Source organism: Lentzea kentuckyensis, assembly GCF_002150765.1.
Taxonomy (GTDB): domain Bacteria; phylum Actinomycetota; class Actinomycetes; order Mycobacteriales; family Pseudonocardiaceae; genus Lentzea; species Lentzea kentuckyensis.
The window spans coordinates 1-23664 of record NZ_MUYM01000135.1 but is presented as its reverse complement, the minus strand read 5'-3'; the positions used below and the strand labels follow the sequence as shown (position 1 = coordinate 23664).

The following is a 23664-nucleotide window of genomic DNA, read 5'->3' as shown; positions in this document are numbered from 1 at the left end:
TTAGGCGGAACCGTGCCAGGCCTGCTGTACATCCACGGTGGACGCGTTGCGCCGAGGACTCCGGGTCGCGGACTGAGGCTGACGACAGCAGGTCGCTGTCGTCAGCCGATCTCAGGCCAGCCCGATCTGCCGGGCGATGGACTCGTTGTCCCAGAACAGGAACTCCTCGTCCATCGTGCCGCGCTTGTTCCACAGGCCGATGGTGGCGATGTTGACGGCGTACTTCCTGCCGGTCGGCTGGATGAAACCACCCTTGCCGTCGGGCATCGGCCTGGTGAAGGTGCCCTGCTGAACGCCGGCGACCGCGGTCAGGCCGTCGCGGACCACGCGCAGGTAGTGCGACTCGATCCGGGTGTCCGGCGCCCAGACGAACAGTCCCTTCAGGTCCTCGATGTGCCGGTCGATGCCGTCGGTGTAGTGGCCGTCCGGATAGTGCACGCGGATGTGCTTGGCGTGGCTCTCACCGAGTCTTGCCCACTTCTGGTGGGTGAAGACGTCGAAGTCGAGCTCTCCGAACGTCTCCAGGTTGCGCCGCTCCTCCCGCGTGAGGCCCGCCGGGAACGGCGGGTTGGGAACCGGCGTGGTGGCCGGGTCGGGCAGCGGAACCCACGGGTTGTGCCCGGCGGGCGCGGCGCCGGCCGGGGCGGTTCCGGCGGTGACGGCGGTCAGCGCCAGCGCGCCGAACGCGGCGGCGCCGCCGTTGGCCATGAGTGAACGACGATCGAGCATCGTTGGTCCCCTCTCAGAGTTCAGGGATCTCCTGGGGCGTAACGCAAAGCCCTTCGAGCTGCGTTACGAGGTGCGCCAGACGGTGCCGCGGCGCTCGTACTCCAGGACGGTCTCGACCCGGTTGGCGAACTGCGCGCCCAGGAACCGCTCGACCAGCCAGAGCGCGCCGTCCAGGCCGGAGGTGATGCCGGCGCACGTGACGAGGTCGCCGTCATCGACCACACGCGCGTTGATGACCTTCGCGCCCTCCGCGGCGAGGGCGGCTTTGGCGCTGGTGTGAGTGGTGGCCGGCCTGCCGCGCGTGAATCCGGCCGCAGACAATGCCATCACGCCGGTGCAGACCCCGGCCATGATCGCGTCAACGGCGGCGAGGCGCTTGATGAACGCCTTGTCCGCCAGCAGCTTCTGCATGCCCGAACCCGGTTCGTCGTGCCGGCCACCGCCCGGCACGATCAGCACGTCGGCTTCCTGCGGTGACCATGCACGCGGCGCCTCGATCCGCAGACCCCGCGCCGCGGTGACCATGGTCGGCTTGGCGATCGACACCAGTGTCGTCCGGATGGCGCCGCCCAGGAGGCCGGCTATGGACAGCACGTCGAAGGGCGCGATGGAGTCCAGCTCCTCCACGCCCTCGTAGAGCAGAATCTGCACACGCAACGGCGCCGCCGCCGAGACGGCGGGCGCGTCCGCCGTCGCCAGCCCGGCCGACAACGCGGACGCACGCAGGAAAGTACGGCGTTCCAAGGAATACCTCCAACAAGAGCTCTCTCACCAGTGAGTCGGCTCGAACCCTCTGGTAGTTCCCGGCGAGTTGCGGAAGTTTCGAAGCGGAACTGGACTGTCCAATTAGGACTGAAGGCTTCCGTGGACGACGTCCGTCCGCCTCTTCAGACCGGTTCAGGTCATGCAAGGGTCGTGGCAAGCCGGTCGAGGTGTCACCCCAGTTGTGCGGCCGGCCGCACCATCACTCGTGTCCCCTCGAAGCTCGTTCTCATATGGCGCCAATAGTCACCATCAGCGCCTAGTCACCTCAACGTAACCAACGAGCCCGGGTGGTGCATGTCACATCTGCGGGCGCAACTGTCCGCAACATATAGCTGCCTTGGAAGCAAGTTCCGTGGAAGACCTGGGAACCTGCAGCCGGATGAGAGAGGCACTCACGAGTGACGACGATCAGCCGTCGGTGAAGAACTGGGCGAAGCGAGCGCAGCCCGGACAGGATGGCCACCCCGGTCAGCACCTGAGCGCGAACGCGCGGCAGGGTGGGCGAGGCCGTCTGCGCCAGTACCCGGTTCAGCCAGCTCGACGCAAAAGCTACGCGTCCGCCACTGCTGGTCAACAGCCCGACTCAGCGTCGATCAGTCCGCACGCCTTCCGCCGGACCGGTGTCACGCCAGACCGATGTCGGCCAGCCAGTGGCTCGTGCTCCGGGGCGTCACACCGAGCAGCTTCTGGGCGGAGCGTTCCGGTGCGATCGAGCGGCCGGTCAACGTGTTCATCGCCCGGTAGCTTTCCGCGACGCCGGCGGCAGGGCCTTCTCCCATGAGGGGTGCGATGGACGCGCCGAGCTCCTCCGGGGTGATGGCCCGGTAGACCACACCCCGTCCGAGCCGGGCACCGAAAGCCTCGGCCAGCTCCAGCCCGGTCACCGCCGGGTACTGCCCCACGGCGACCACACCGCTGACGTCCGTGCGCTCGAACAACGCGACCGCGGCGTCGGCGATGTCCAGATGCGACGCCCACGAGACGGCGAACGTGTCCGGCAGCGGGTAGGACAGCACGCCCTCCTCGCGGACTGCTCCGATGACAGGCGGAAGCAGCAGGTTCTCGAGGAACAGCTCAGGCGCGATCACCGCGTGGGAGACACCGCTGTCCGCGAGCAGGCCTGCCAGCGTCGAGACCGCGCTCGCACCGTCGCCGGGGACGTCGACCGGGTAGCCACTGGTGGAGAACACCACCCTGGCCGGACGGGCCGCGCGGACCGCGGCGGCGATGTTGCGGGCATAGACCAGACGATCTTCTTCCGACACCACCGGGAGGTGGACGAACACTCCCTCGGCGCCTCGGTAGGCCTCGGTCAGCTCCGCCACGGAGGAGCTGTCCGCGGCCACCACGCGCGCGCCGGGCACGACGACATCCGCCTTGCGGGTCAGGGCTGCCACGGGCTTGCCCGCGGCGATGAGTGCGGCGACGACAGGTCCGCCCTGGGCGCCGGTGGCGCCGTGGATCACGTAGGTCATGGATCCATTAGTGCATGAGATGCATCAGTTACATCAACTGCACTAATGGCGATACACTCAAAAATGTGACGAACTCCTGCCTGCCGGACTGCGGCGTCGCCCGGTTCCTCGCCCTGCTCAACGGGCCGTGGGCGACCCTCGTCGTGCGCGAGCTCCTGAGCGGTCCCCTCCGCTTCACCGAACTGCGCGACGCCCTGCCAGGGATCAGCCCGCACACTCTGACCAGCAGACTGCGCCAGTTCGAGAAGTACGGCATCGTCACCCGCACCGCCTACCCCGAGATCCCTCCGCGCGTCGAGTACCGGCTCACCCCGGTCGGCGAGGGACTCCGCGACGTCCTCGACGCGATGGGTACTTGGGCCATGTCGATCCCGGAACCCGTTTCCGCGGAGTGACGCGTCCTGCGGTGGTCGTCAAGTGTGGAACACCTCCGCGGTTGATGGTCGGTATCTCGATGCCCAGTGCCCGCAACCGGTTGGTTGCGGTAGTGGCCGGGTTCGTAACCGGGTACCACGGGAAACCGGTAGGGAGGAATGCGCGGAACACCGGCCAGGCAACACCTTCTCGCAGTGGTGCCAACACGTGCGTCACAGTCCTATCTGGACGATCGCGGGCCTGTTCGCAGCCGCCCCCCAGAAAGACTCATGCCGGCCGACAGGGTTTCCACTGTCAGCCGGCATCTCCGCGCAACTCAGGCAGTGCCCCAGAAGGCGTCCTCGGATTCCGGGTCAGAGGAGAACAGCCACACCTCGGCGATCCGGTCACCCTCGACTCGCAGCAGGTCGATGCCGTCCTGGGACATCGTCGCGTCCTCGCGCTTGCCGCTGAAGTGGATCGACACCGCGACCACCGTGCCGTTGACCATGAGCGGGCCGGTCAGCGAGAGCTCGAACGTCCCTTCGCTGGCGGTCATCATGCCACCGAGCAGCTGGCCGACCGCGGCGCTGCCACGGTGCGTGCCGGAGAACTGGTTGTCACCGGGCTGATGCCACACGATGTTCTCGGCGAACAAACCGGCGACCGCGGGGAAATCCTTGGCGGCCAACGCCTCGAAGTACTTGCTCACAACAGCCAGCGGTCCGGTCGTCTCAGTCATCGTAGTTCCTCTCAAGGGTTCGTTGCTATGGCCCAATAGTCACCATTGGTGCCCAGTTACCTCAACGTAACTGAAAGCCGTTTGTGACGCGCGTCACAAATGATCCCGCCGGCGAACGTCAGTTCAACGGGCGGCGTCGAACGCCTCGCGCGCCGCGAGGACCTCTCCTGCGTGGCGCTCCGCCCACTCGCCCAGTTCTCGCATCGGCGCGTGCAGCGTGCACCCCAGCTCGGTCAGTTCGTACACGACCCTGGGCGGCACCTCCGCGTACGCGTGACGGCTGACGAGCCCATCCCGTTCCAGATCGCGCAACGTCTCGGTGAGCACCTTCGCGCTGACACCCTCGACCAGCGTCCGCAGGTCGCCGAACCGCAGACCGCCACCACGGCCGAGTGCGATCACCACCAGCGCCGACCACTTGTTGTCCAGCCGCGCCAACGAGGTGCGCGTCGACCAGATCGCCGAGGGCGCGGTCCACCCGGAGTTCTGCGACATGAGCCACATCCGCTCTCGGTTACGTTGAAGTGACCAGCCCGCTGCGGCGAGTATGGGTACCGCACCTTGCTGGAATTGGCTCCACGAACCTATAGTTCATTGTCGTAACTTGTTATCTGAACGCAACCGAGAAGGGGGTGCGGCTGTGCCCCAGCACCCCGAGTTCAACGTGCTCACAGCGACCTGCCCGTCGCGAACCTCGCTGGCCCGCATCGCGAACAAGTGGACCGCGATGATCGTCTCCGCGCTGGGCGACGGCAGACTCCGGTTCTCCGACCTTCGCTCCACTGTGGACGGTATCAGCGGCAAGGTGCTCACGGACACGCTGCGAGACCTGGAGCGCGACGGACTCGTCAGCCGCCACGTGTACGCCGAGGTGCCGCCCAGGGTCGAGTACGAACTGACCGAACTGGGGCGAACCCTGCACACTCCTCTGCGGGCACTTAACCGTTGGGCGGAGGGGCACATCGAACAGGTGCTCGCGGCACGCGAGGCCTACGACGCCCGGAGCTGAACCGTCGCCCAGTAAGGCGTCACGCCAAGGGGGCGCCCGGTGGGGGCAACTGGCAGACCCGAACCGCGAGGGGCACGGAGCATCCGGTCGCGTGGACCGATTCGTGGGCACCGCCTGCCTGTCCCGCAGGGAACACCAACAGGACAGCGGCACATCCGCCGACGATGCCGGCGAGGCGAGTCTTGTTCGTCATCAGGAACTCCTTTCCTCGAGGTTCAACGTGACCCTATTGGCGCAACCGCCCCCAGACGGAGCACCGTCGGGCTTCTTCCGCAGACGCGGATAACAACAGTGATCTGGCGAAGTCCTGCCAGGCCTGCTGCCCGGGTGAGCAGGTCGGTCACCGCACCGGCATCGCCGGCTGTTCAGTTCTGCCCCGCCGCGCACCACCGCGCGGAACGCGCGGACCGAGTCTGTCGTGAAGTCATGGCCGGGCACGGTTTTCGTCATCTCGGCTCCACCTCCGTCCCGTCGGCGGCTCCGGCGGAACGCCGTTGTCAGGACGACAACACCCCGTACCGAACACTGTGTTTTGTTCCATGACCGACATGGCCTGACTGGACAGAGGCTGCGGTCAACTGTGGCCCGCGCCGACGTGGTGCAACGCCTCCGCCAGCTCGGCCCGTCTGCGGACGCCGAGTTTGCGGTACGTGTTCGTGAGGTGCTTCTCCACCGCGCGGGGCGTCACCTCGAGCGCCTCGGCGATCTCTTGGTTGGACTGGCCCGCCACCGCGAGCATCGCCACCCGGCGCTCTGACGGCGTCAACCTCACGGGCGTGGACTGTCTGCCGGTCAGCACCGCACGCGCCTGGTCGGCGATGTTCCTGACTCCGATGTCCTCCGCCACTTCGAGACATCGGCGCCAGACGTCGACGCTGCCCGACATCTCGGCCAGCTGCCGCAGCGCGAGCGTCAGCTCCAACGCGTGGGCGGAACTCTCCAGGACCTCGACGGCACGACGGGTCAGCATCTCGCCGCGCTCACCGCCCACCACCGCGCCCAGCACCCGCAACGCACGGCCTTCCGCGGACGCGGCTCCCCAGTCTCGGGCGATCAGGCGCTCCTCCTCCGCGAGCACCATCGCGTCCTCCGTGTCGCCGAGCCGTTTCTTCAGCAACGCCAGGGACGTCCGCCACGGGAACAGCACCGGGTTGCGCCACCCCGACCGGTCCAGCCGCACGCCGCACTCGACCAGAACCGCGACGGCCCCGTGCAGATCCCCGTTCAGTGCCGCTTCCGAGGCACGCAGGAGACCGACCACGGCGGCGAGACAGTCGTTCGCGGGTTCGTTGCCGGCGAAGGCCAGCACCTTTCCGGTGAGCACGGGATCCCTCACCTGCAGAGCGACACCTGCCAGCACCACCGCGGTCGAGGTGCCCATCGCGCTCCAGTCCCCAGCCGCGAGCTCGCAGGCTTCCGTAGCGGCACGGCCCGCCTCCGCGACGCGGCCGGTCATCAGGTGGACGAGTGCCTGCCCGCTGCGGATCACGACCTGTTCCACCGCGTCGCCCCGGCTGCGGGCGACGTCCATCGCCTGGTCGAGCCAGCCCACCACGGCACCGGGCGCTCCGGCCGCCGCGAGACAGGTAACGAGCAGTGGCGCGGCCGAGCCGCGGCGCGGGGAGGAGGCGGGCTCCTGTTCGAGCAACCGTTCGGCCTGCACGCGGACCTCGCTCGCCGGCAGGCCGACGCCGACCATCGCCGCGTCCAGCAGCACCGCCCGCAGTTCCCGTTCCGCCGCCGTGGTCACTCCCGCGTCAGGTCCGAGCTGGACCAGCCGGGCCGCCGCGTAGCCGAGGTCACCGCGGATGGTCGCCTCCGCGTAGCGCAGCCTCGCCTCGATCCTCAGCGCGAGCTCACGATCGACGGGTTCGGGGCTCGCACCGAGCTCCGACAGGACCTGGCGCAGCATGGCCACGACGGACGCGGGCGCGTCGGTCATCACCATCGGCGTGAGCCGGATCAACGCCGCGGCGCGGTTGCGGGGTTCCTTCAGCAGCGGAACGGCGTAGGAGATGCAACGCACCGCGGCTTGCACGTCGAACCCCCGCACCGCGCTCGCGAGGTCGACCAGCACCTTGGCCCGGTCCTCGCCGTCGACCGACGTCTCCAGCAACGCTCGGCGCAGGTACCGTTCCGCGGTCTCCGGCGAGCCGGACCGCAGCGCGGTCTCCCCCGCCACGCGCAGCACCTCGACCGCCCACGCGCCCTGCGGCCGGGTGATCTCGAGCAGCTGCCGCGCGACCTCCTCCTCGGGCCGGCCGTTGTCGTACAGCAGCCGTGCGGCCCGGACGTGCAGGTCCTCCCGCTCAGCCGAGGTCATCGTCTCCTCGACGGCATCGCACACAGCGCGGTGGGCGAATCCGATGGCCGTCAGCAGGCCGAGTCTGCGCAGGGACCTCGTCACGCCGAGCAGCGCCACCCGGTCGAGTCCTGCCAGCTCCGCCGCGTCGGGCAGCCCACCGCCGAGCGCGGCCATGGACTTCATCAACGCCGTGGCCGGCTCTGGCAGCCCACCCAGGCAGGCGACCAGCCGGTCCCGCGCGTAGGTCGGCCGCATCCGGCGCGCCGTCTCGGCGTGTGCGGCCACCGGTGGCAGACCTACGACGCTCCACGACAACACGAGCGCGGTGAGCAGCATCGGATTGCCGTCGGTCGCCTTGTGACAGGCGAGGGCGAACTCGTCGTCACAGTCACGGCCGAGTCGCTCGCGCACCAGCGCGGCGGAGCCCGCGCGGGTGAACGGCTTGGGACGCAACCGGTGCGTGGCTCCCGCCACGATCGACGCCACAGCCGGCCGGTCCGCGAACCGATCCCCCTCGCGGACGGACACGACGACCACGGCAGGCAGACGCCGTACCCACCTGGCGAATGCCTCGATCACCACCAGCGACTCGTCATCGGCCCACTGCAGGTCGTCGACCAGCAGGAGCACCGTGCTGTCGGCGGCCAGGTCGAGCAGAACCCCGAGCCGGTCCGCGACGGTGGCGTCGTCCGCCGCGGCGGAAGCCACGTGGTCGAGCAGCTGACGGACCACACCTCCGGCCAGGTCCAGCTCGCTCTGCGCGGCCGAGGCCTGCAGCAGGACGCAGTCCGCCGCGTCGAGGCGCCGTGGCACCGATCGCAGCAGCGCCGTCTTCCCGATGCCGAGCGGACCCGCGACCGCGATCACGCTGCCCTCGCCTCCGGCCGCACGGCGGAGGGCCTGTCCCACGACTTCCAGCTCGTCATCCCGTTCGAGCAACACCGCTCTCGCGCCCGGCCTCATCCGCCAGGAACCCAGCCGAGCCGGCGAGCACGACCGAGCAGCCCGCTCAGGCGCCCGCGCACGGCGATCTCGGCGGCCTCCCACACCAACGGCCCGGCGGCCGGTGCGTCGGTGATCTCCGCGAGATCGAGCAGCACGCTCGCGTACGCGGACCGCCACGGCGTGTCCCGGAGCAACCGGACGGCCTCCCTGATGTCGTCGGGGTCGCCGAACACGGCCGCGCGGCTCTGGTAGGCACGGCCGAGCTGGCCCGGCACCCCCCAGGCACGGGCGAAGGCGATCTCCTCATCGCACAGACGGGCAGCGCGATGGGTGTCACCGCACGCGCGCGCCGCGATCGCGGCCACCGACTGCCACCGAAGCGCACCGGGATTCACCGCCCCGCGAGCGAGCGAGCGTCGCCCGCATTCCTCCGCCAGTGCGAGCGCCGCGGACGCGTCGCCGCGCTTGAGCGCGAGCAGTGCACGAACGAAAAGCATCAGAGTGCGGGTGTGACCGAAGCCCAGCTCGTGCTCGGGCATGCTCGCGAACGACTCCTCGGCACGCTCGGTGTGTCCGTTGTCGAGGCTGAGGTGCACCTCGGCCAGGATCATCAACGGTCGTGCGTCCGGGTGCCACTGCCACAACGGCATGGCGCTCCGCGCGGCGGCGAGGTCGCGCTCGGCCTCGGCGAACCGGCCGGCGGTCGCCATCACGATGGTCCGCATGACCAGCGCCTGGCTCACCACACCGTTCAGACCGCGCCCGCGCGCCTCCGCCACGACGGCGTCCAGTCCGCTGACGGCCTCGCCCAGGTCGTCGGTGAGCAGCAGGGCCGAGCAGGCGGCCACCCTCGGCATCAGCACGGCGGCGGGCGCGGCCAGCGCGGTGCGGGCGAGCTTTCTCGCCAGTTCCGGTTCCCCGCCACGCATGACGCACAGCCACGCCGCCGTGCCGGCACGTTCAGGGTCCTCCGGCGCGACCGGAAGTGGATCAGCCTCGAACAGGCCGAGCTCGGGAACCTCCAGCGGCGCGTCGTCGACGATCCAGTACATCGCGGCCAGGCCGTGGTGCTCCACACCGGTCGACGGCACCGCGCCGAACGTGCGCCTGACCAGCGCGGCATCGCCATGGGCGACGAGCTGGTCGGCCGCGGCGAGACGCGCTTCGCCGCAACCGGGCAGTGCGGGTTCCAGCAGCATCCTGGCGAGCCTTCTGGCTCCGGCATCGGGCGCGCGAGCGGACTCGAGCCTCGCGAGCTCCAGCGACAACTCGGACGTCGTCGCCGGGTCGAGGGGTTCCCGCAACGCCCGCTCCAGGTGCCGCGCCGCCACGCACGACTCACCTCGTTCGGCCGCACGCCGCGCCGCGGTGCGCAGCAACGGCACCACCCACGGATCACCGAGCGGCGGGACCACCTCCAGCACGCGTGCCAGTTCTTCTTCGTCGACCGCGGCGCGGTGGCCCGCTCGCGCGGCACGGACGTGCAACTCGTCGCGGTCCTCCTGCGCCATGCCCGCGAGAACCAGGTCGGGGCTCAACCCCGCCGTCAGGGCCGGCGGCAGGTCGCGGGTGACGAGCCCGGCGCCGGCGAGGAGATCCAGCGCGCGATCGGCCGTGACGTCCCGCAGGTCCGCCACCACACACGTCAAGCCGAGACCGAACCGGGGGCCGCACGCGGCGATGGCGTGCAGCAGACCGGCCACCTCGGCGGGCATCGCCGCCAACGCCCGCGCCACCAGGTCGGCGAAGGCGTCCGCCGCCAGCTCCTCGATGTCCTCTTCGCGCGGGAAGGGGTTCACGCGCAGCCGGTCCAGCACCGTCCGCAGCACCGACGCCACTCCGCCGGTGCACCGGCTCAGCGTGGCGACCACATCATCGCCCGCCTGCTCTCCGCGTTCGGCCGACACCAGTTCCGCGACCACGTCCGGCGGCAATGCGGACGTGGTGAGCACGGTGGCGTCGTCCAGCACCCGCCCCGCCCCGCACGCCACGGCGACGATCATGACGGGCCGCCCTGCCACCCGACCGGCCAGCCGGGCGAGCCACGCGCGCGTGGGCTCGTCGAGGCGGTCGGCGTCGTCGGCGGCGACCAGCACCGGAACGGTGCGGGCCAATTCCAGCACGACCCCGGCGGCGGCCACGGGCCCGGCACCACTCGGAACCGGGTGCCCCGCGCGCAACGCCACCACCTGTGCCGTCACGTCGTCGATGCCGAGGTGTTCGCCGTATCCGGGCGACGCTCCCGCGACGGTCAGCACGGCCACCCCGGCGTCGCGCGCCAGCTCGACCGCCTGGGAGAGCAACGCGCTTCGGCCGGTACCGCAGCCGCCCCTGATCTCGATCAGGGACGGCTCGCCGTCGGTGAGCGCGCGCATCGCCCGCTCCAGCAAGGCGAGTTCGGCCACGCGACCGAGCAGTTCAACCGCCACAGCGCACCCCTCACTTCAGCCGGGTGGCGAGATCCGCCCGCGTCTGGACGCCGAACTTGCGGTAGGTGTTGGAGAGGTGGCTCTCCACCGTGCGCACGGTGACGAACAGCGCGTCGGCGATCTGCCGGTTCGTCAGCCCCGCCGCGGCCAGTTCGGCGACCCGTCGTTCGCCATCGGTGAGCACGTCACGAGTCCGGCCAGGCACCTCGCCCATGCGACCACCGGCTTCCATGAGCGCGCTCCTGGCACGGCTCGCGGCGTCGACGTCGCCACAGCGCACGGCCAGGTCGACCGCCGCCCGCAGCTGTCTGCGGGCCGCTTTGTCGTCGCCGCGCCGCAGGAGCGCCGTGCCCAGCGCGGTCCGGGCCTGCGCTTCGCGCAGACCGGAGCCCGCCGCCTCGAGCCGCAGTGCCGCGTCCTCCAGGGTGTCGATGTGCCCCGTGACCAGTCCACCGGCGAGCAGGGCGTACCCGCGGGCAGCCTGCGTGCCCCAGCGGCTCGCCGCCCGCGCACCGCGTTCGGCGAGCTCGGCGGCCTCCGCCCGGCGCCCGAGCTCGACGAGCAACGCCACGGCGTCGACCCACCACGGGACGGGCACCGGGTTGCGAACGCCCATCGCCTCGAGCGCTTCGCCGTATCCCAGCAGGAGGTCCAGCGACGCGGTGAGCTGCCCGCGGTTGCGCAGCACACGCGCCCTGGCCGCCGTCACCAGCCCGAGTTCCAGCGGCTCGCGTGGTTCGTACAGCTCGTCGAGCAACCGCGCCGCGCGCTCGTCCTCACCGGTGCTCGCGCACACGCACGCGAGCACAGTGCGCGCCCACCGCAGCTCATCGGTTCCTTCACCGGCCGAAGACCTGGACAACGCCTCTTCGGCGTCGGACGCCGCGTCCACCAGTTCGCCGCGGTCGAGCAGCAACCACGCCCGCCCGGCGATGGCCAGGACGCGGCTGGGCTCGTCACCGGAGGACTCGGCGGACCGGAGGACTCGGTCGATCACGGCCAGCGCCTCCACGGAGTCACCGCAGTAGTGCAGTGACGTGGCGGCGACGAGGTCCCACCAGTCGTGCTGGGCGGCCGGCGGCGTGAGCGCCGACCGCGTCAGCGCCAGCGTGCGGGCGAGGGACTCCCCGGTCAGCAGCTCGGCGCGAGCCAGCTGCTGCGTGAGGCGCCTGGCCAGTCGCGTCCTGAGCTCGGCCGGCGGCCGGATCTCGCGGGCGTGCGCGAGAGCGGCGCCCACCGTGGCGAGATCGTTGTGCCCCACCAGGAGCATGGAGGCCTCGATCGTGCCGCGCAGTCCCTGGTCGACATCGGCGGGCAGCGCGCGCCACGTGTCGGCCAGGACGCCGAAGGCCTCCCGCCCGTGCCCCGTCCGCAGCGCGGCCATCCCGTACTGGGCGGCCGCCCGCACGCGCGTGTCCACGTCGGTGATGGCACCGAGCACCCCGGCGTACACGACGCGAGCCGCCTCCGGATCCGTGCCCACCAGCAGGTTCGCCAGTTCCAGCCGGGTCTCGACGTGCTCGGGTGCGACCTCCAGCGCCCTGCGCAGGTAGCCGGCGGCCACGTCGGGCCGGTCCGCGCAGTCACGCGCGGCCTCGCGGAGTGTGGACGTCATCCACGGTTCGTCGATGACGGGCAGCGCGACGATCTGCTCGGCGATCTCCTCGCGCGGCCGTCCCTCGTCGCTGAGCAACCGGGCCGCCCTGACGCGCAGCGCGGCCAGCTCGCGCGGGTCGAGCGAGGCGAGCAGCCAGGCGCGCAGCTCGTCCGAGTGAAACGTCCCACGCTCGGTCAGCACACCCACGAGTCTCAGCGTCTTGCGGGACCCCTCGGCGGCGGCCGGGGACAGTTCGAACAACGCGGCGGTGGCACCCACGTTGCTGTCACCGACTATCGCCAGGGCCGTCGCGTACCGCTGGATCGGTTCGGCCTGCTCACCGAGCCAGACCGAGATGCACGCGACCGAGTCCGCGGTAGCCGTCACGCGCAGCCGGTCGGCCCATTCGGGGTCGGGCTGCCCGCCCTGCTCGACGATGGGGGCCAGGCAGCTGAGCACAGCGCCCGGGATGCCGTTGCACACCTCCACGCAGACCTGCACGAACTCGTCGTGCGGCTCGACGCCGAACACGTCGCGGATCAGCTCGCGCACATCGGGTTCGGGCAGCGGACCCAGGTCGATCACCGTGGTGTCGAGCGCGCCGGTCAGCTCGGCGAACATCAGCTCGGCGGCGACGCGTTCGACGCACGGCACGGCGAGCATCACGAACAGCCGGCCCCTGCTGGCACGCCTCGCCAGCAGACCCAGGCACCGGGCGGTCTCGGCGTCACAGAGGTGGGCGTCGTCCAGCACCAGTACCAGCGGACGCTCGGCACCGCGCTCGATCGCGAGCCGGACGAGCTGCCACATCCGCGTGCCGTTGTCGTGCCCGTCCGCCAGCGCCGGTTCGGCGGCGGGACCGAGCAGCGACCGGATCGCCGCGAACTCCACCCCGGAGCCCGTGCAGGTCGTGCGGAGGACCTCGGCCTCGTCCCGCACCGCCTCGCACACCATGGACAGCAGAGTGGACTTGCCGATGCTGTTGCTGCCCCGCACCAGCAGAACGCCGGGCAGGCCCGACGCCGCTTCGCGCACCCTCGTCCGGACCAGCTCAACCTCGGCACGCCTGCCCACCGGCCGCCACGCCGCAGGACCTCGAACGAATCGGACCCCGACCATACCGCTCCTCGTGCCGGCTCCCGCCGTGCGCGTTTTCGGAGCGATCCCGCTTCACTCACGATCAACACGGCGTTCACGACTTGATCAGGTTACTACCACGCATGCGTCCGTCTCGCCCATGCCAATTACGCGCAACAGCCGTGCCGGAAACCGCCGATCACCGGCAGGTCATAGCCCGAACGGACCATCGAACACCGGAGGGCACGCCGACAACGCGAACGAGTGCCAGGAGGCCGCAGTCCGTGACAACACATCCGCCAGCGCGCGGTCACGTCGGAGACGAGCTCGCCGCGCAGCTTCCTCGTGAGGCGCGTGGTCAGCAACGAGGCGCTCACCGCCACAGGGGGCTTCCACGCGTCCAGGAAGAGCCACGCGAATTCTCGCCGATCCGCTTCGACGATCATCCACAACGGACGATGGGGAGTTTCCTCGTTCGTCGCATTTCCGTGACACCCCGGTCCGCGTACGCTTTGATCATGGCCAGCACAGCCCCCGTCGTCACAGCCGGGAGTCCACATCGGACGGTGAGTCCAGATGGAGGATCACGCCACGGCCTCGGCGATCAGAGCGGCGCTCAGCACCTGCACACCACGGGCGGTGCCGGGGTCGTACCCGGTCACCTTGGCGATGCGCCGCAACCGGTAGTCCAGCGTGCTGCGGTGGATGAACAGGTCTTTGGCCGCCTGCTTCCGGCTGAAGTCCGCGTCCAGCAGAGCGACGAGGGTCTGCCACAGCACCGGATGGTCGCTCAGCGGCCTGATGATCTCGGTGAGCTGTGCGGTGATCACGTCGTTCGAGGTCACCGCGTGTTCCACCAGCACATCGGCGATCGTGTAGACCCCGGCGGGCCTTCGTCCGGCGAGCACGAGCCGCAGCACGTCGCGCGCCTCGGCGTACCCGTTCTCGAGCTCGGCCACCGCGCGCTTGGCGGTGACGACCCAGCCCTCGACCGACAGCCGCCCGGTCAGGTCCGTCACCAGATCGGTCTTCCCGGCCGGCACGAGGAGCACCAGCGCTCCTGACCGCCGAGTGCACAGCACGCCGCGACGCGCCAGATCCGCCGACGGCTGGCCGACACGCCGTTCCGCGGGAAAACGAGCGAGCACCACCGTGTACGCGGATGCCAACCGGTCGAGCGCCTCGCGTGGCAGCTGCCGTCCGTCGATCAGCTCAGCGGCGAGATCATGAGGCAACGACGCCACCTCGTTGCGACTGAGCCCTTCGAGGAAGACCTCCAGCAACTGACCACCCGCTCGCGCGATCCGGGCGAGCTCGGGATCGTGAGCGGCCGCCTCGCACAGCAGCTCGGACAGACCCGCCGTCGAGCCGTTCGACCACTGCTCGCCGGCCTCACGTACCTTCGCCCGGAACGCGGCCAGCAGCAGCTCGCGATCACCCGCGACTCGCAGGGTGCGAGCAGGTCCGGCAGCCGCACCTCGGTCAGAAACCGTCGCACTGTCTTCATACACGCGTGCACTTGTCATGAGAACAACACCGCAACTCTCTTCGAGCGCGCTGTCCGGGACGTCTGCGGTACTCGGCGATTCATTACGGTCCGCAACCGTGAAGTCTTCGGCCAGAGCAGTCATTTCACCCCTCCAGAGCAATCAGCGCGAAGATGGCCAGCTTGGAGAGTGAGCGCTCACACCGTCAACTCAGAGCCGCTAATCCTGTGGATGCGTTTCCGGGAGTGGTTCGGTTGGTGCGTTCCGGCTCGCCGGCCGGACCGTTGGTACGGTCCCTGGGGCGGCGTTCCACAGGCGGAACTGGCCGGATGCGTCTCAACTGGGCGTGAAATCACTGTCCAGCGGGCATCTGCGGCGAGGACGACCCGCTGGAATTCGACCGTCGATTCGAAGTGCCGAGTGAGCGCTAACACACCTCAGGAACTCGTGGAACACATCGGCCCTGAGCTTCAGGTGGCGGACGCACCGGGGTCATGACACCGCAGAACACTGCCAATCCGTAGCGCAACATGCAGTTTCTCCGGATCTGACGGAAAGAGCCCATCACCAGGCGCATTGATGGCCCAAGGGTCGCCGTTGTCGTTCGAGCCACGGTGCCGCCACGCAAAATCCGCGCGGAATCGTGAGGAGCACCTGCTCTGGGCCGCCGCGACCGCGGCGGCCCCGGCAGGATCGTTCACTGGTACAGCGTGACCTTGGCGGTCGCCAGGTCGTAGGAGGCACCGACCACGCGCAGCTTTCCCGCGGCGATGGACTCCTTGAGGACCGGATTGGCCTGGAGAGTCTCGACGCTCTTGCGGATGTGCACCTCGAGCGCGGCGGCGTAGATGTCCCCACCGCGCTCCTTCACCGCATGGGCGGCGGGCACGATGGCGTTCACCAGCGCGCCCAGCGCGCCGGGCGGCGTCTTGCCCGGGTCCCTCATGGCATCGACGGCGGCCTTCACCGCGCCGCAGTTCTGGTGACCGAGAACCATGATCAGCGGCGTGTTCAGCGCCAGCACGCCGTACTCGATCGTGCCGATGGTGGGTTCCGACAGCACGTTCCCGGCCGTGCGGGTGACGAAGACGTCACCGAAGTCCTCGTCGAACACCGCCTCGACCGGCACTCGCGAGTCCGCGCAGCCGAACACCTGGGCGTACGGCGACTGACCGGTGGCGTGCAGGCGGATGCCGTCCAAGGTCTGCGTGTGCAGTGCCTTGTTGGCGAGAAGCCGCTCGTTGCCGGTCATGAGCCGCTGCAACGCCGCGTCGGGAGTCTTCGGCAGTTCCGGCAACGCGGAGGTGGCCGCCGTCGTGCCCGCCGCAGCCGTCGACTGGCCGCCCGAGGAACCACAGGCGGCCACGGCAACGGACAGGCCGCTCAGGGCGAGGCCACGCAGCACGGCCCGCCGGGCGGGCACCGCCTGAGCTGAGATGTCGTTCTTGAAATCGCGCATGGTCCATTTTAGACACTTCGTAACAACTACCAGCCCACGAATGCGCGCCATGTAGGAAGTGATTCCGAAATCTCGGAAGGCCGATTCTCGAACCGTTGACGCCAGCGCGTTCTTCTGTCCACATCAGACTTCCAGTCCAGGCGGACGGGCCCGGCTGCATCAGTCGAGCAGTGCCGGGTTCACCTTCGGGGACCATTGCCGCGCCAGCAGGACACCGGCCGCGTAGGTCATGGACACCATTCCGGCGCGGTTGGGCGCACCGAGTTTCCGCACCAGCGACGTGACGTGGTAGTCGACACCCTGTTTGCCGAGGAAGAGCGCTCATCACCTCGTCCGCGGCGACATGCGGCGAGCGGCCCCGCGTGCCGTTCACGCATAACCGGAAAATGTTCCGCGTACGGAGAGCAACCGCTGTGCGCCCCGTCCGGCCGGGGTCCTATGTAGACATGCGGGCCGTCGGGTGACCTCGTCAACCGTGATCGATCCGGGCCACGCGTCGTCGACCACAAGGAGAAGAATGCGTACCACAGCAGCCGTCGTCCTGGGATCCGTTCTGCTTGCGGGTGCCCTGACCGCCTGCTCGTCCGGTGAGAACGCGAACACGGCACCGGCCACCGAGACGCCAGGCGCGACACCGCCGCCGGCGGGAATCGCGGTCGCTGAGCCGGCCGCGTCCGGCGACCAGCCGAAGGCCATCACCCACGACACCAAGCGAGCCCCGGCCGGCGCGACGCTCGCCACGTCGGCGACGGTCGACAACGGTTCGACCACCGTGACGCTGACCGTCACGGGCCTGCTCCCGAACACCGAGTACGGCTCGCACGCGCACACCAAGCCCTGCGGTGCCAAGGCCGCGGACTCCGGCCCGCACTACCAGGACGAGAAGGACCCGGTTTCGCCTTCGGTCGATCCGGCGTACGCCAACCGCGACAACGAGATCTGGCTGGACTTCACCACCGACGACAAGGGGTCCGCGACCTCCTCGGCGAAGGTGAACTGGGAGTTCCGCAAGGGCGAGGCGAACTCGATCGTCGTGCACGCCACGCACACGCACACCGACGCGGGCAAGGCCGGCACCGCGGGTGAGCGGCTGGCCTGCCTGACCTACTCGTTCTGAGTCGTCCGCCCGCGCCTGTCTCTCCCGAGGTGCAACAAGCAGACGCGGCGCCGCCCGCGGGCGGCGCCGCGTCTCGGCGTGGGTGCTCAGGCCAGCACCACCTGGTCGCCGTCGACCTTCACCGCGACCGCGCGCAGGCCCATCGCGGCGGGCCCTCTCTTCACCGCGCCGTCCGCGGCCGCGAACTGGCTGCCGTGAGCCGGGCACGTCATGGTGCCGCCGGACGGCACTCCGACCGTTGCCCCTTGGTGGGTGCAGGACGCGTCGTAGGCCTTCACCTCGGTCGCCGAGACTCGCGCGACGATGATCTTCTTGCCGCCAGGGCCGTCGACGACCGCGCCGCCGCCCTCCGGCACGGCCGCGAGCGCCACGAGAGCGCCGCCACCCGTACCGGCCTGGTCGCTCGGTGTGGTCGGCGTCGATCCGGTCGGCGCCGGTGTGGAACCAGAGCCGGACGAACCGGACGAGCCGCACGCAACCACGAGCCCGGTGGGCACGACGAGGGCGGCCATGACTCCGCACAGTGCCGCTCGTCTGCTGAGTGAGTTGTCACCGTTCACGATCGGTCCTCCGCGGTAGTCGGCGTTCGTTCGAAACGTAAGGCAATTCCGGCTCCGCATTGTCCTGTTGAGAGCCATTTTCCGCAGAACGTGCAACTGTCCTGTGTGGACGCAGATAGGCGTTCGTCCCCTGTTACGTTCGGTTTCGCAGTCATCGCCTGATCCGACATCGAATGCGGGACACATGAGACTTGAGGTGGAGGCCGCGCCCAGCGCGATCGAGCTGGCCTCGGTGAGCGTCTCGTTTCCCAGTACCACCACCGCGCTGCGGCTGCCCTCACTCGCGCTCGTAGTGTCACCGAAGAGCAGCAGGCCCATCATCTCGATCGCCGACCTGCGCGGCGCCACCGTCGGCGTGACCTCGCCCGGCTCGTCGACCGACTTCTTCCTCAAGTACCTGCTCGTCCGGCACGGCCTGGCCGCCGACGGGCTCAGGGCCGAGTTCGGGGTGGACAACTACGCGGCATCCGTCCTCTACTCCAGCAGCGAGTGGCTGACCGCGAACGCCGGCACCGCCCGCAAGCTCGCGAGCGCGATCGTCCGGACGCTGCGATGGATCGACCAGCACTCGGCGACCGAGATCGCCGACCGCATGCCGCCGGAGCACACCGTCGGCAACCGTGAGGTGTACATCGCCGCGATCGAGCGGATGAAGGAGTCCTTCAGCAAGGACGGGGTCATCCGCTCCGACGGCGCCCAGACCGCCTACACCGTGCTCAGCAGGTTCAACACCGGTGTGGCGGAGGCGAAGATCGACCTCGGCAGGACCTACACGAACGACTACCTGCCGCGGTAGACGTGGCGCGCGAGCGCTACCCCCTGCCCAACACGCTCTACCTCGACCTCAGCTGAACGAGCACGGGGGTGGCTTGCCCGGATTCCTCGACGAGGTGTCCGGGCTCGCTGCTGTCGCGCTGAATTCGCGGACGACGCTCCGCCGACTACGACCAACAGGAGATTGGTTCGCATGAATGGTTCCACCAAGTGGGTGGTGCTCGCAGGTTCGTTCGTGGCCTACATGTTCGACGCGGTGGAGATCTTGCTGCTGTCGTTCGCGTTGCCCGCCATCCGGGCCGAGTTCGGGCTCACGACCACACAGGGCGGCCTGCTCGCCACCGCCACCCTGCTCGGCATCGGGGTGAGCAGCGTGACCGTCGGCTGGCTCGCCGACAACTACGGCCGCAAGCGGGCGTTGATGGTCTCCCTCGCGGTGTTCGGGGTCTTCACCGCGGCGCTCGCGGTCGTGCCCGGATTCACGATGTTCCTGGTGCTGCGCTTCGTGGCGGGCCTGGGACTCGGCGGTGTCTGGGGCGTCGTGTCCACCTACGTGGTGGAGACCTGGCCCGCCGGGCAACGGGGCCGGGCGGCCGCGTTCGTGCTCAGCTCGTTCCCCATCGGCGGAGTGGTCGCCGCGGTGCTGTCCGGTGCGCTGCTGCCGGACTGGCGCCTGCTGTTCCTCGTGGCCGGGGCCGGTGTGGTGATCCCGCTGGTGATCGTCGGCGTGTTCTTCCGCGAGTCCGCCGAATGGGCACGGCAGAAGAGCACACCGGTGCGGGTGAAGGAGATCTTCTCGCCGGCGCTGCGCGGGCGCACGCTGCTCGGCGCCACGGTGGCCGGACTCGCGATGTTCGGGTGGTGGGGCGCGTCCACCTGGCTGCCGACGTACCTGCAGACCGTCAAGGGCATCCCGACGGCGACCGTGGCCCTGTTCATGACCGTGCTGAACCTCGGCATGTTCGTCGGCTACAACGTCTTCGGGCTGATCGCCGACCGGATCGGCCGCAAGCACGCGCTGGTCCTGTCGCTCGCCGGAGTGGCACTGACACTGCCGCTCTACGTGATCGCCGCCGACCGCACGGCGTTGCTGTGGCTCGGCCCGATGTTCGCCTTCTTCGCTGCCTTCGCCGGCGTCTTCGGCGCCTACCTGGGTGAGCTGTTCCCGACCAGGGTGCGCACGACCGGGGCGGGGTTCTGCTTCAACGTCGGGCGCGGCGTGTCCGCGTTCGCCCCGCTGACGCTGGGCGCGCTGGCGATCACCGCCGGGTTCGGCACCGGTCTGCTCGTGTGCGCTGCCTTCATCGCCTGCGCGGCGGTCGCCATGACGTTCCTGCCCAACCTGCGAGGCGCGACCCCGCAGACGTGACGACTCAGCACGCGACGCGAATAGTTCCGAAAAGCGTTGAATCTCACCGCGTGGCCCCGGAAATCGAGGACGATAGCGGCCATCGATTCCGTTGACGCGTTGAAGAGACCGGCGAAGCACAGCCTCCGCTACGAATTTGCTCGCACTGACACAGCAAGACCGCCCACTCGTCCAACGGCGAGAAGGCAGCAACGGACCGGTCCAGCGCCCGCCGCAGGTCCGGCGCCAGTAGATTGGTGATCATGACCGCGGAACCGCAACTGCAAGAGCTCGCGCCCGGCGTCCACGCGTGGATCCAGCCCGACGGCACCTGGTGGATCAACAACGCCGGCGCCGTGCACTCGGGTGGCGAGGTCGTCCTCATCGACACGTGCGCCACAGCCCGCCGCACGAGGCTCTTCCTCGACGCGCTCGACACGGCCACCGGGGGCGCCCTGGTCCGGCTCGCGGTGAACACGCACCTGCACGGCGACCACGTCTACGGCAACGCGCTGCTGCCCGACTCGACCACGATCGTCGCGCACGAGCACACCCGGCAGGGCATCCTGCAGGACTTCATCCTCGCCAGCACCCCGCCCGCGTGGTCGCCGAGCCCCGACTGGGGAGTCGACGCCGTCCGCGCGCCGACGGTCTCGTTCCGCGACGAGATCACCCTGTACGCGGGCGGAAAGCCCGTCGTGGTCCGGCATCCCGGCTACGCCGCGCACACCGTCGGCGACGCGGTCGCGTGGCTGCCGGAGGAGCGCGTGCTGTTCACCGGCGACCTGGTGTTCAACCAGGTCACGCCGATGATCGCGATGGGGTCGCTCGCGGGCGCGCTGCGGTCGCTGGACTGGCTGGCCGCGTTCGAGCCCGCCGTCGTGGTACCCGGCCACGGCCCGGTGGTGGCCGGCGCCGACTTCGCCGACGTGCTCGCCGCCCACCGGCGGTACTACGAGTTCATTCGCGACACCGCGGTGATCGGGCGGGAGAAGGGCTGGACGCCGCTGGAGACGGCGCGGGAGACCGGACTCGGCGAGTTCGCCGACCTGCCGGACGCCGAGCGGCTCGTGCTCAACCTGCACCGCGCCTACGCCGACGCCGACGGCGTGGACGTCAACGTGGCCGCCGCGCTCGGCGACGCCATCGCCTACAACGGTGGACCGCTGGCCTGCTCGGTGTGAGCTGAACGCGCGGAAAGCATCAGCGGAATGCGGGAGCGACACCGAGAACAACGCGGAACCCGCATACCGACCACAGACGCCCCGCCCGATCCAGTGCGTGGATATGTGCCCACAGGACGGTCGCGGGAAGCGCGCAAAGCGTCAAGCGCGAACAGATCGAGTCGACGACGTTCGAGCCGAAGACCGAATTCGGATGAATGCGTTCACCCGATCATCGACATTTCCGTCGCGGCGTTACCTGGACGTGGCGGCACTCCACGGCACTCCCCTGTCGCGCTTCATCGGCGGGACCTTGAAGTTCGCGTAGGAGTACTTGCCGGTGATCGAGCCGTCGGCGTCGAAGTGGAAGACGTCCATTCCCTGCCAGACCATGCGCGGGCCGTGCCGCAGGAGCCCGAGCAGCCGCAGCAGCGGATAGACGCCTCGGCCGTGCTGCCCGGAGACGTCGATCCGGCACGCCCAGCGGATCGCCGCCCGTCGCCCGGGCTCGTCGACGAGCTTGTCGTGCACGTCGAAGCGCATCGCGCCGTACCTGCCGGCGAACTGGGGCGCGAACTCCGCGCGAATCGCGGCTTTGCCCCGGTGCGTCGCGCCGTCACCCGGCTCGTACTCGGCGTCGTCGGCGAAGAAGGCCATGACGCGGTCGAGGTCGTTGACGTTGAAGGCGTCGACGAACTCGTCGACCGTCGCGGACAGAGAGCGCTGCTGGTGGGTCATGAGTCGTGGCCTCCGGCCGCGCAGGGGTGTGGTGCTGACCAGCCGACCATAAAGGAACACCGTACTTTTAACAAAACCTCCTGGTAGAGTGCCCAACGACATGGAAGCGTCGTTCCGGCGGGCACGGCGCCCGGACCAGAAGGAGCAGCGGCGGGAGGCGATCCTCGCGGCCGCCCGCGACCTCGCCGCGGCCAAGGGCGTGGCCCAGGTAAGCCTTGGTGACATCGCGGCCGCCGTCGGCCTGGTGAAGTCCAACGTCCTGCGCTACTTCGGCACCCGCGAAGAGATCTACCTGCACCTCACCATGCGCGACGGAACGGACTGGGCCGACGCGGTGCGGACCCGCCTCAGGGACGCCTCTGGCATCGACCAGATGGCCTCCGCGCTGGCGGACTCCTTCGCCGAACGTCCCCTGTACTGCGACCTGATCGGCCACGCGGAGACCATGCTGGAGCACAACGTCTCGCTCGAGATGCTGCACACGTACAAGCTGTGGGCGATCGATATGTACGCGCGGGCCGGCGAGCAGATCATGGCCGCGTGCCCGGAGCTGACCGGCAGGGACGGTTCCTCCGTGGTGTTCGCCGCAGGGGCGTTCGTCGGCAGGTTGTATCCCCTGTCCCAGCCCCCGCCGACGCTGGCAGAGCTCTACACCCGCCAACCCGAAATCGCGGCCGTGTTCCCGCCATTCCGGCCAACGCTGCAACGCTTCATCGCGGCGACCGCCGCCGGCCTGCCCGCGGTCCGAGGCGAATCGCCCTGACCGCGTTGCTCTTCCCGAGTCGCGTGGGTTGCTCGGACGGCCCTGGCTCCCGCTCGGGCGGCTCGTCCGATGCTGGAGCTGTCATGGCCGCGAAGCCTCCGCGGTGCCAGACACCCGGCTCGGCTCTCCTGCGTTCCTGGCTGCTGGCTCGGCCAGAGCGGCGTCACGCGACGACATCGCCGTCTCAGAGCCTGTTGGTAGATGGTCATGCCGTGGTTGGGCTGGGTTGTCTGGGCTGGCCCCAACGTGCTGGTGGTGGGTCGCCGGAGAGTTCTCGGGTTAGGCGGCGGGTCATGATCGTGACGGTGGCCCACCACACCATGGCTTCGTGGTGTTCTGGTCGGCGTTCGTAGTCCCGGACGAGGCGTCCGGCGAAGCCGCCGTCGGCCCAGACCAGGGTGATGGTGGAGAAGTGTTCGCGCAGCAGTGCCAGCAGCCGGTGGGCGCTGTCGCGGTCTTGCACGCCGCCGGAGGTGACGGTCACCATCAACAGGAGTCCGAGGCAGTCAGTGGCAATGTTTCTCTTACGCCCCTTGGTTTCTTCCCCGCGTCATAGCCGGCGCCGTCGGCTGCCACGGTGTCGGCACCGCGCACGGTCTGGGCGTCGATGACCGCTGCGGTAGGCAACTCGGCCCGGCCACACGCGATCCGGATGCGTCCCCGCAACCGGTCGACCAGACGCTGCGGCAGGCCCCGTTCGCTCCACCGTTCGAAGAACGCACACACCGCTTCCCAGGGCGGGAAGTCGGCCGGCAACGCCCGCCACTCGATGCCATAGCGGGTCAGATAGCCGATCGCGTCCACCATCGCACGCAGGTCATGCTTCAT

General features: G+C 69.6%; 21 protein-coding genes. 7 read left to right on the top strand and 14 right to left on the bottom strand.

Features of this window, described 5'->3' with window-relative positions; genetic code table 11:
* Window positions 1-111: 111 nt before the first annotated feature.
* From B0F77_RS41950 to B0F77_RS41940, 3 genes are all read right to left on the bottom strand, one after another.
* Window positions 112-729 carry an ester cyclase gene (locus tag B0F77_RS41950; protein ID WP_086668642.1) on the bottom strand — a complete coding sequence of 206 codons (618 nt, stop codon included), beginning with the start codon at window positions 727-729 and terminating at the stop codon, window positions 112-114.
* Window positions 730-792: 63 nt separating this feature from the next.
* On the bottom strand, window positions 793-1473 hold the full coding sequence (locus B0F77_RS41945; protein ID WP_245849354.1) for a DJ-1/PfpI family protein: 681 nt from the start codon (window positions 1471-1473) through the stop codon (window positions 793-795).
* Between the two features lie 644 nt (window positions 1474-2117).
* The gene (locus B0F77_RS41940; protein WP_086668640.1) at window positions 2118-2969 is read right to left on the bottom strand and encodes an NmrA family NAD(P)-binding protein; all 852 of its coding nucleotides are present in this window, start codon (window positions 2967-2969) and stop codon (window positions 2118-2120) included.
* Between the two features lie 65 nt (window positions 2970-3034).
* Here B0F77_RS41940 and B0F77_RS41935 point away from each other — a divergent pair, with 65 nt between their 5' ends.
* Window positions 3035-3364 carry a winged helix-turn-helix transcriptional regulator gene (locus B0F77_RS41935; RefSeq protein WP_086668639.1) on the top strand — a complete coding sequence of 110 codons (330 nt, stop codon included), beginning with the start codon at window positions 3035-3037 and terminating at the stop codon, window positions 3362-3364.
* A 296-nt stretch (window positions 3365-3660) separates the two neighbouring features.
* Here B0F77_RS41935 and B0F77_RS41930 read toward each other — a convergent pair whose 3' ends face one another.
* Complete coding sequence (locus B0F77_RS41930; RefSeq protein WP_086668638.1) at window positions 3661-4065, bottom strand: nuclear transport factor 2 family protein; 405 nt, start codon at window positions 4063-4065, stop codon at window positions 3661-3663.
* A gap of 123 nt (window positions 4066-4188) precedes the next feature.
* A complete protein-coding gene (locus B0F77_RS41925; protein WP_086668648.1) occupies window positions 4189-4560 on the bottom strand; it encodes a winged helix-turn-helix transcriptional regulator in 372 nt (123 codons plus the stop codon).
* A gap of 145 nt (window positions 4561-4705) precedes the next feature.
* On the opposite strand from B0F77_RS41925, the gene B0F77_RS41920 reads away from it, so the two are divergent.
* The gene (locus B0F77_RS41920; RefSeq protein WP_245849353.1) at window positions 4706-5074 is read left to right on the top strand and encodes a winged helix-turn-helix transcriptional regulator; all 369 of its coding nucleotides are present in this window, start codon (window positions 4706-4708) and stop codon (window positions 5072-5074) included.
* Between the two features lie 574 nt (window positions 5075-5648).
* Here B0F77_RS41920 and B0F77_RS41915 read toward each other — a convergent pair.
* From B0F77_RS41915 to B0F77_RS41890, 5 genes are all read right to left on the bottom strand, one after another.
* Complete coding sequence (locus B0F77_RS41915; protein WP_086668636.1) at window positions 5649-8342, bottom strand: AAA family ATPase; 2694 nt, start codon at window positions 8340-8342, stop codon at window positions 5649-5651.
* Window positions 8339-10753 (bottom strand): ATP-binding protein, encoded by a 2415-nt coding sequence (locus B0F77_RS41910; protein WP_086668635.1) that lies wholly within the window; start codon window positions 10751-10753, stop codon window positions 8339-8341. Before B0F77_RS41910 ends, B0F77_RS41915 begins: the two co-directional genes overlap by 4 nt.
* Window positions 10754-10763: 10 nt before the next feature.
* Window positions 10764-13469, bottom strand: a complete 2706-nt coding sequence (locus B0F77_RS41905) for an AAA family ATPase (protein WP_086668634.1) — start codon at window positions 13467-13469, stop codon at window positions 10764-10766.
* A 542-nt stretch (window positions 13470-14011) separates the two neighbouring features.
* Window positions 14012-14938, bottom strand: a complete 927-nt coding sequence (locus tag B0F77_RS41895; RefSeq protein ID WP_211294300.1) for a PucR family transcriptional regulator — start codon at window positions 14936-14938, stop codon at window positions 14012-14014.
* A gap of 673 nt (window positions 14939-15611) precedes the next feature.
* Window positions 15612-16373: a carbonic anhydrase gene (locus B0F77_RS41890; protein ID WP_158102975.1), complete on the bottom strand. Its 762-nt coding sequence runs from the start codon at window positions 16371-16373 to the stop codon at window positions 15612-15614.
* A gap of 517 nt (window positions 16374-16890) precedes the next feature.
* Here B0F77_RS41890 and B0F77_RS41885 point away from each other — a divergent pair.
* On the top strand, window positions 16891-17490 hold the full coding sequence (locus B0F77_RS41885; protein WP_086668630.1) for a superoxide dismutase family protein: 600 nt from the start codon (window positions 16891-16893) through the stop codon (window positions 17488-17490).
* A gap of 86 nt (window positions 17491-17576) precedes the next feature.
* Here the strand turns inward: B0F77_RS41885 and B0F77_RS41880 are convergent, their stop codons facing one another.
* On the bottom strand, window positions 17577-18050 hold the full coding sequence (locus tag B0F77_RS41880; protein ID WP_245849351.1) for a Rieske (2Fe-2S) protein: 474 nt from the start codon (window positions 18048-18050) through the stop codon (window positions 17577-17579).
* Window positions 18051-18234: 184 nt separating this feature from the next.
* On the opposite strand from B0F77_RS41880, the gene B0F77_RS41875 reads away from it, so the two are divergent.
* The 3 genes from B0F77_RS41875 to B0F77_RS41865 all read left to right on the top strand — a co-directional run bounded on the left by B0F77_RS41875 (window position 18235) and on the right by B0F77_RS41865 (window position 21356).
* Window positions 18235-18846 (top strand): type 2 periplasmic-binding domain-containing protein, encoded by a 612-nt coding sequence (locus B0F77_RS41875; protein ID WP_143467202.1) that lies wholly within the window; start codon window positions 18235-18237, stop codon window positions 18844-18846.
* Between the two features lie 171 nt (window positions 18847-19017).
* A complete protein-coding gene (locus B0F77_RS41870) occupies window positions 19018-20193 on the top strand; it encodes an MFS transporter (RefSeq protein ID WP_086668627.1) in 1176 nt (391 codons plus the stop codon).
* A gap of 242 nt (window positions 20194-20435) precedes the next feature.
* On the top strand, window positions 20436-21356 hold the full coding sequence (locus B0F77_RS41865) for an MBL fold metallo-hydrolase (RefSeq protein WP_086668626.1): 921 nt from the start codon (window positions 20436-20438) through the stop codon (window positions 21354-21356).
* Between the two features lie 234 nt (window positions 21357-21590).
* On the opposite strand, the gene B0F77_RS41860 is transcribed toward B0F77_RS41865, so the two are convergent.
* The gene (locus B0F77_RS41860; RefSeq protein ID WP_086668625.1) at window positions 21591-22073 is read right to left on the bottom strand and encodes a YybH family protein; all 483 of its coding nucleotides are present in this window, start codon (window positions 22071-22073) and stop codon (window positions 21591-21593) included.
* Between the two features lie 100 nt (window positions 22074-22173).
* On the opposite strand from B0F77_RS41860, the gene B0F77_RS41855 reads away from it, so the two are divergent.
* Entirely contained in the window at window positions 22174-22836 is a 663-nt protein-coding gene (locus tag B0F77_RS41855; RefSeq protein ID WP_086668647.1) for a TetR/AcrR family transcriptional regulator, read from the top strand.
* 205 nt (window positions 22837-23041) lie between these two features.
* Here B0F77_RS41855 and B0F77_RS41850 read toward each other — a convergent pair whose 3' ends face one another.
* Together B0F77_RS41850 and B0F77_RS41845 are read right to left on the bottom strand one after the other, a co-directional pair.
* On the bottom strand, window positions 23042-23323 hold the full coding sequence (locus B0F77_RS41850) for a hypothetical protein (protein ID WP_245849350.1): 282 nt from the start codon (window positions 23321-23323) through the stop codon (window positions 23042-23044).
* Window positions 23323-23664 (bottom strand): transposase (locus tag B0F77_RS41845; RefSeq protein WP_086668623.1); only part of this gene is annotated, 342 nt, incomplete at its 5' end. The genes B0F77_RS41850 and B0F77_RS41845, both read right to left, overlap by 1 nt.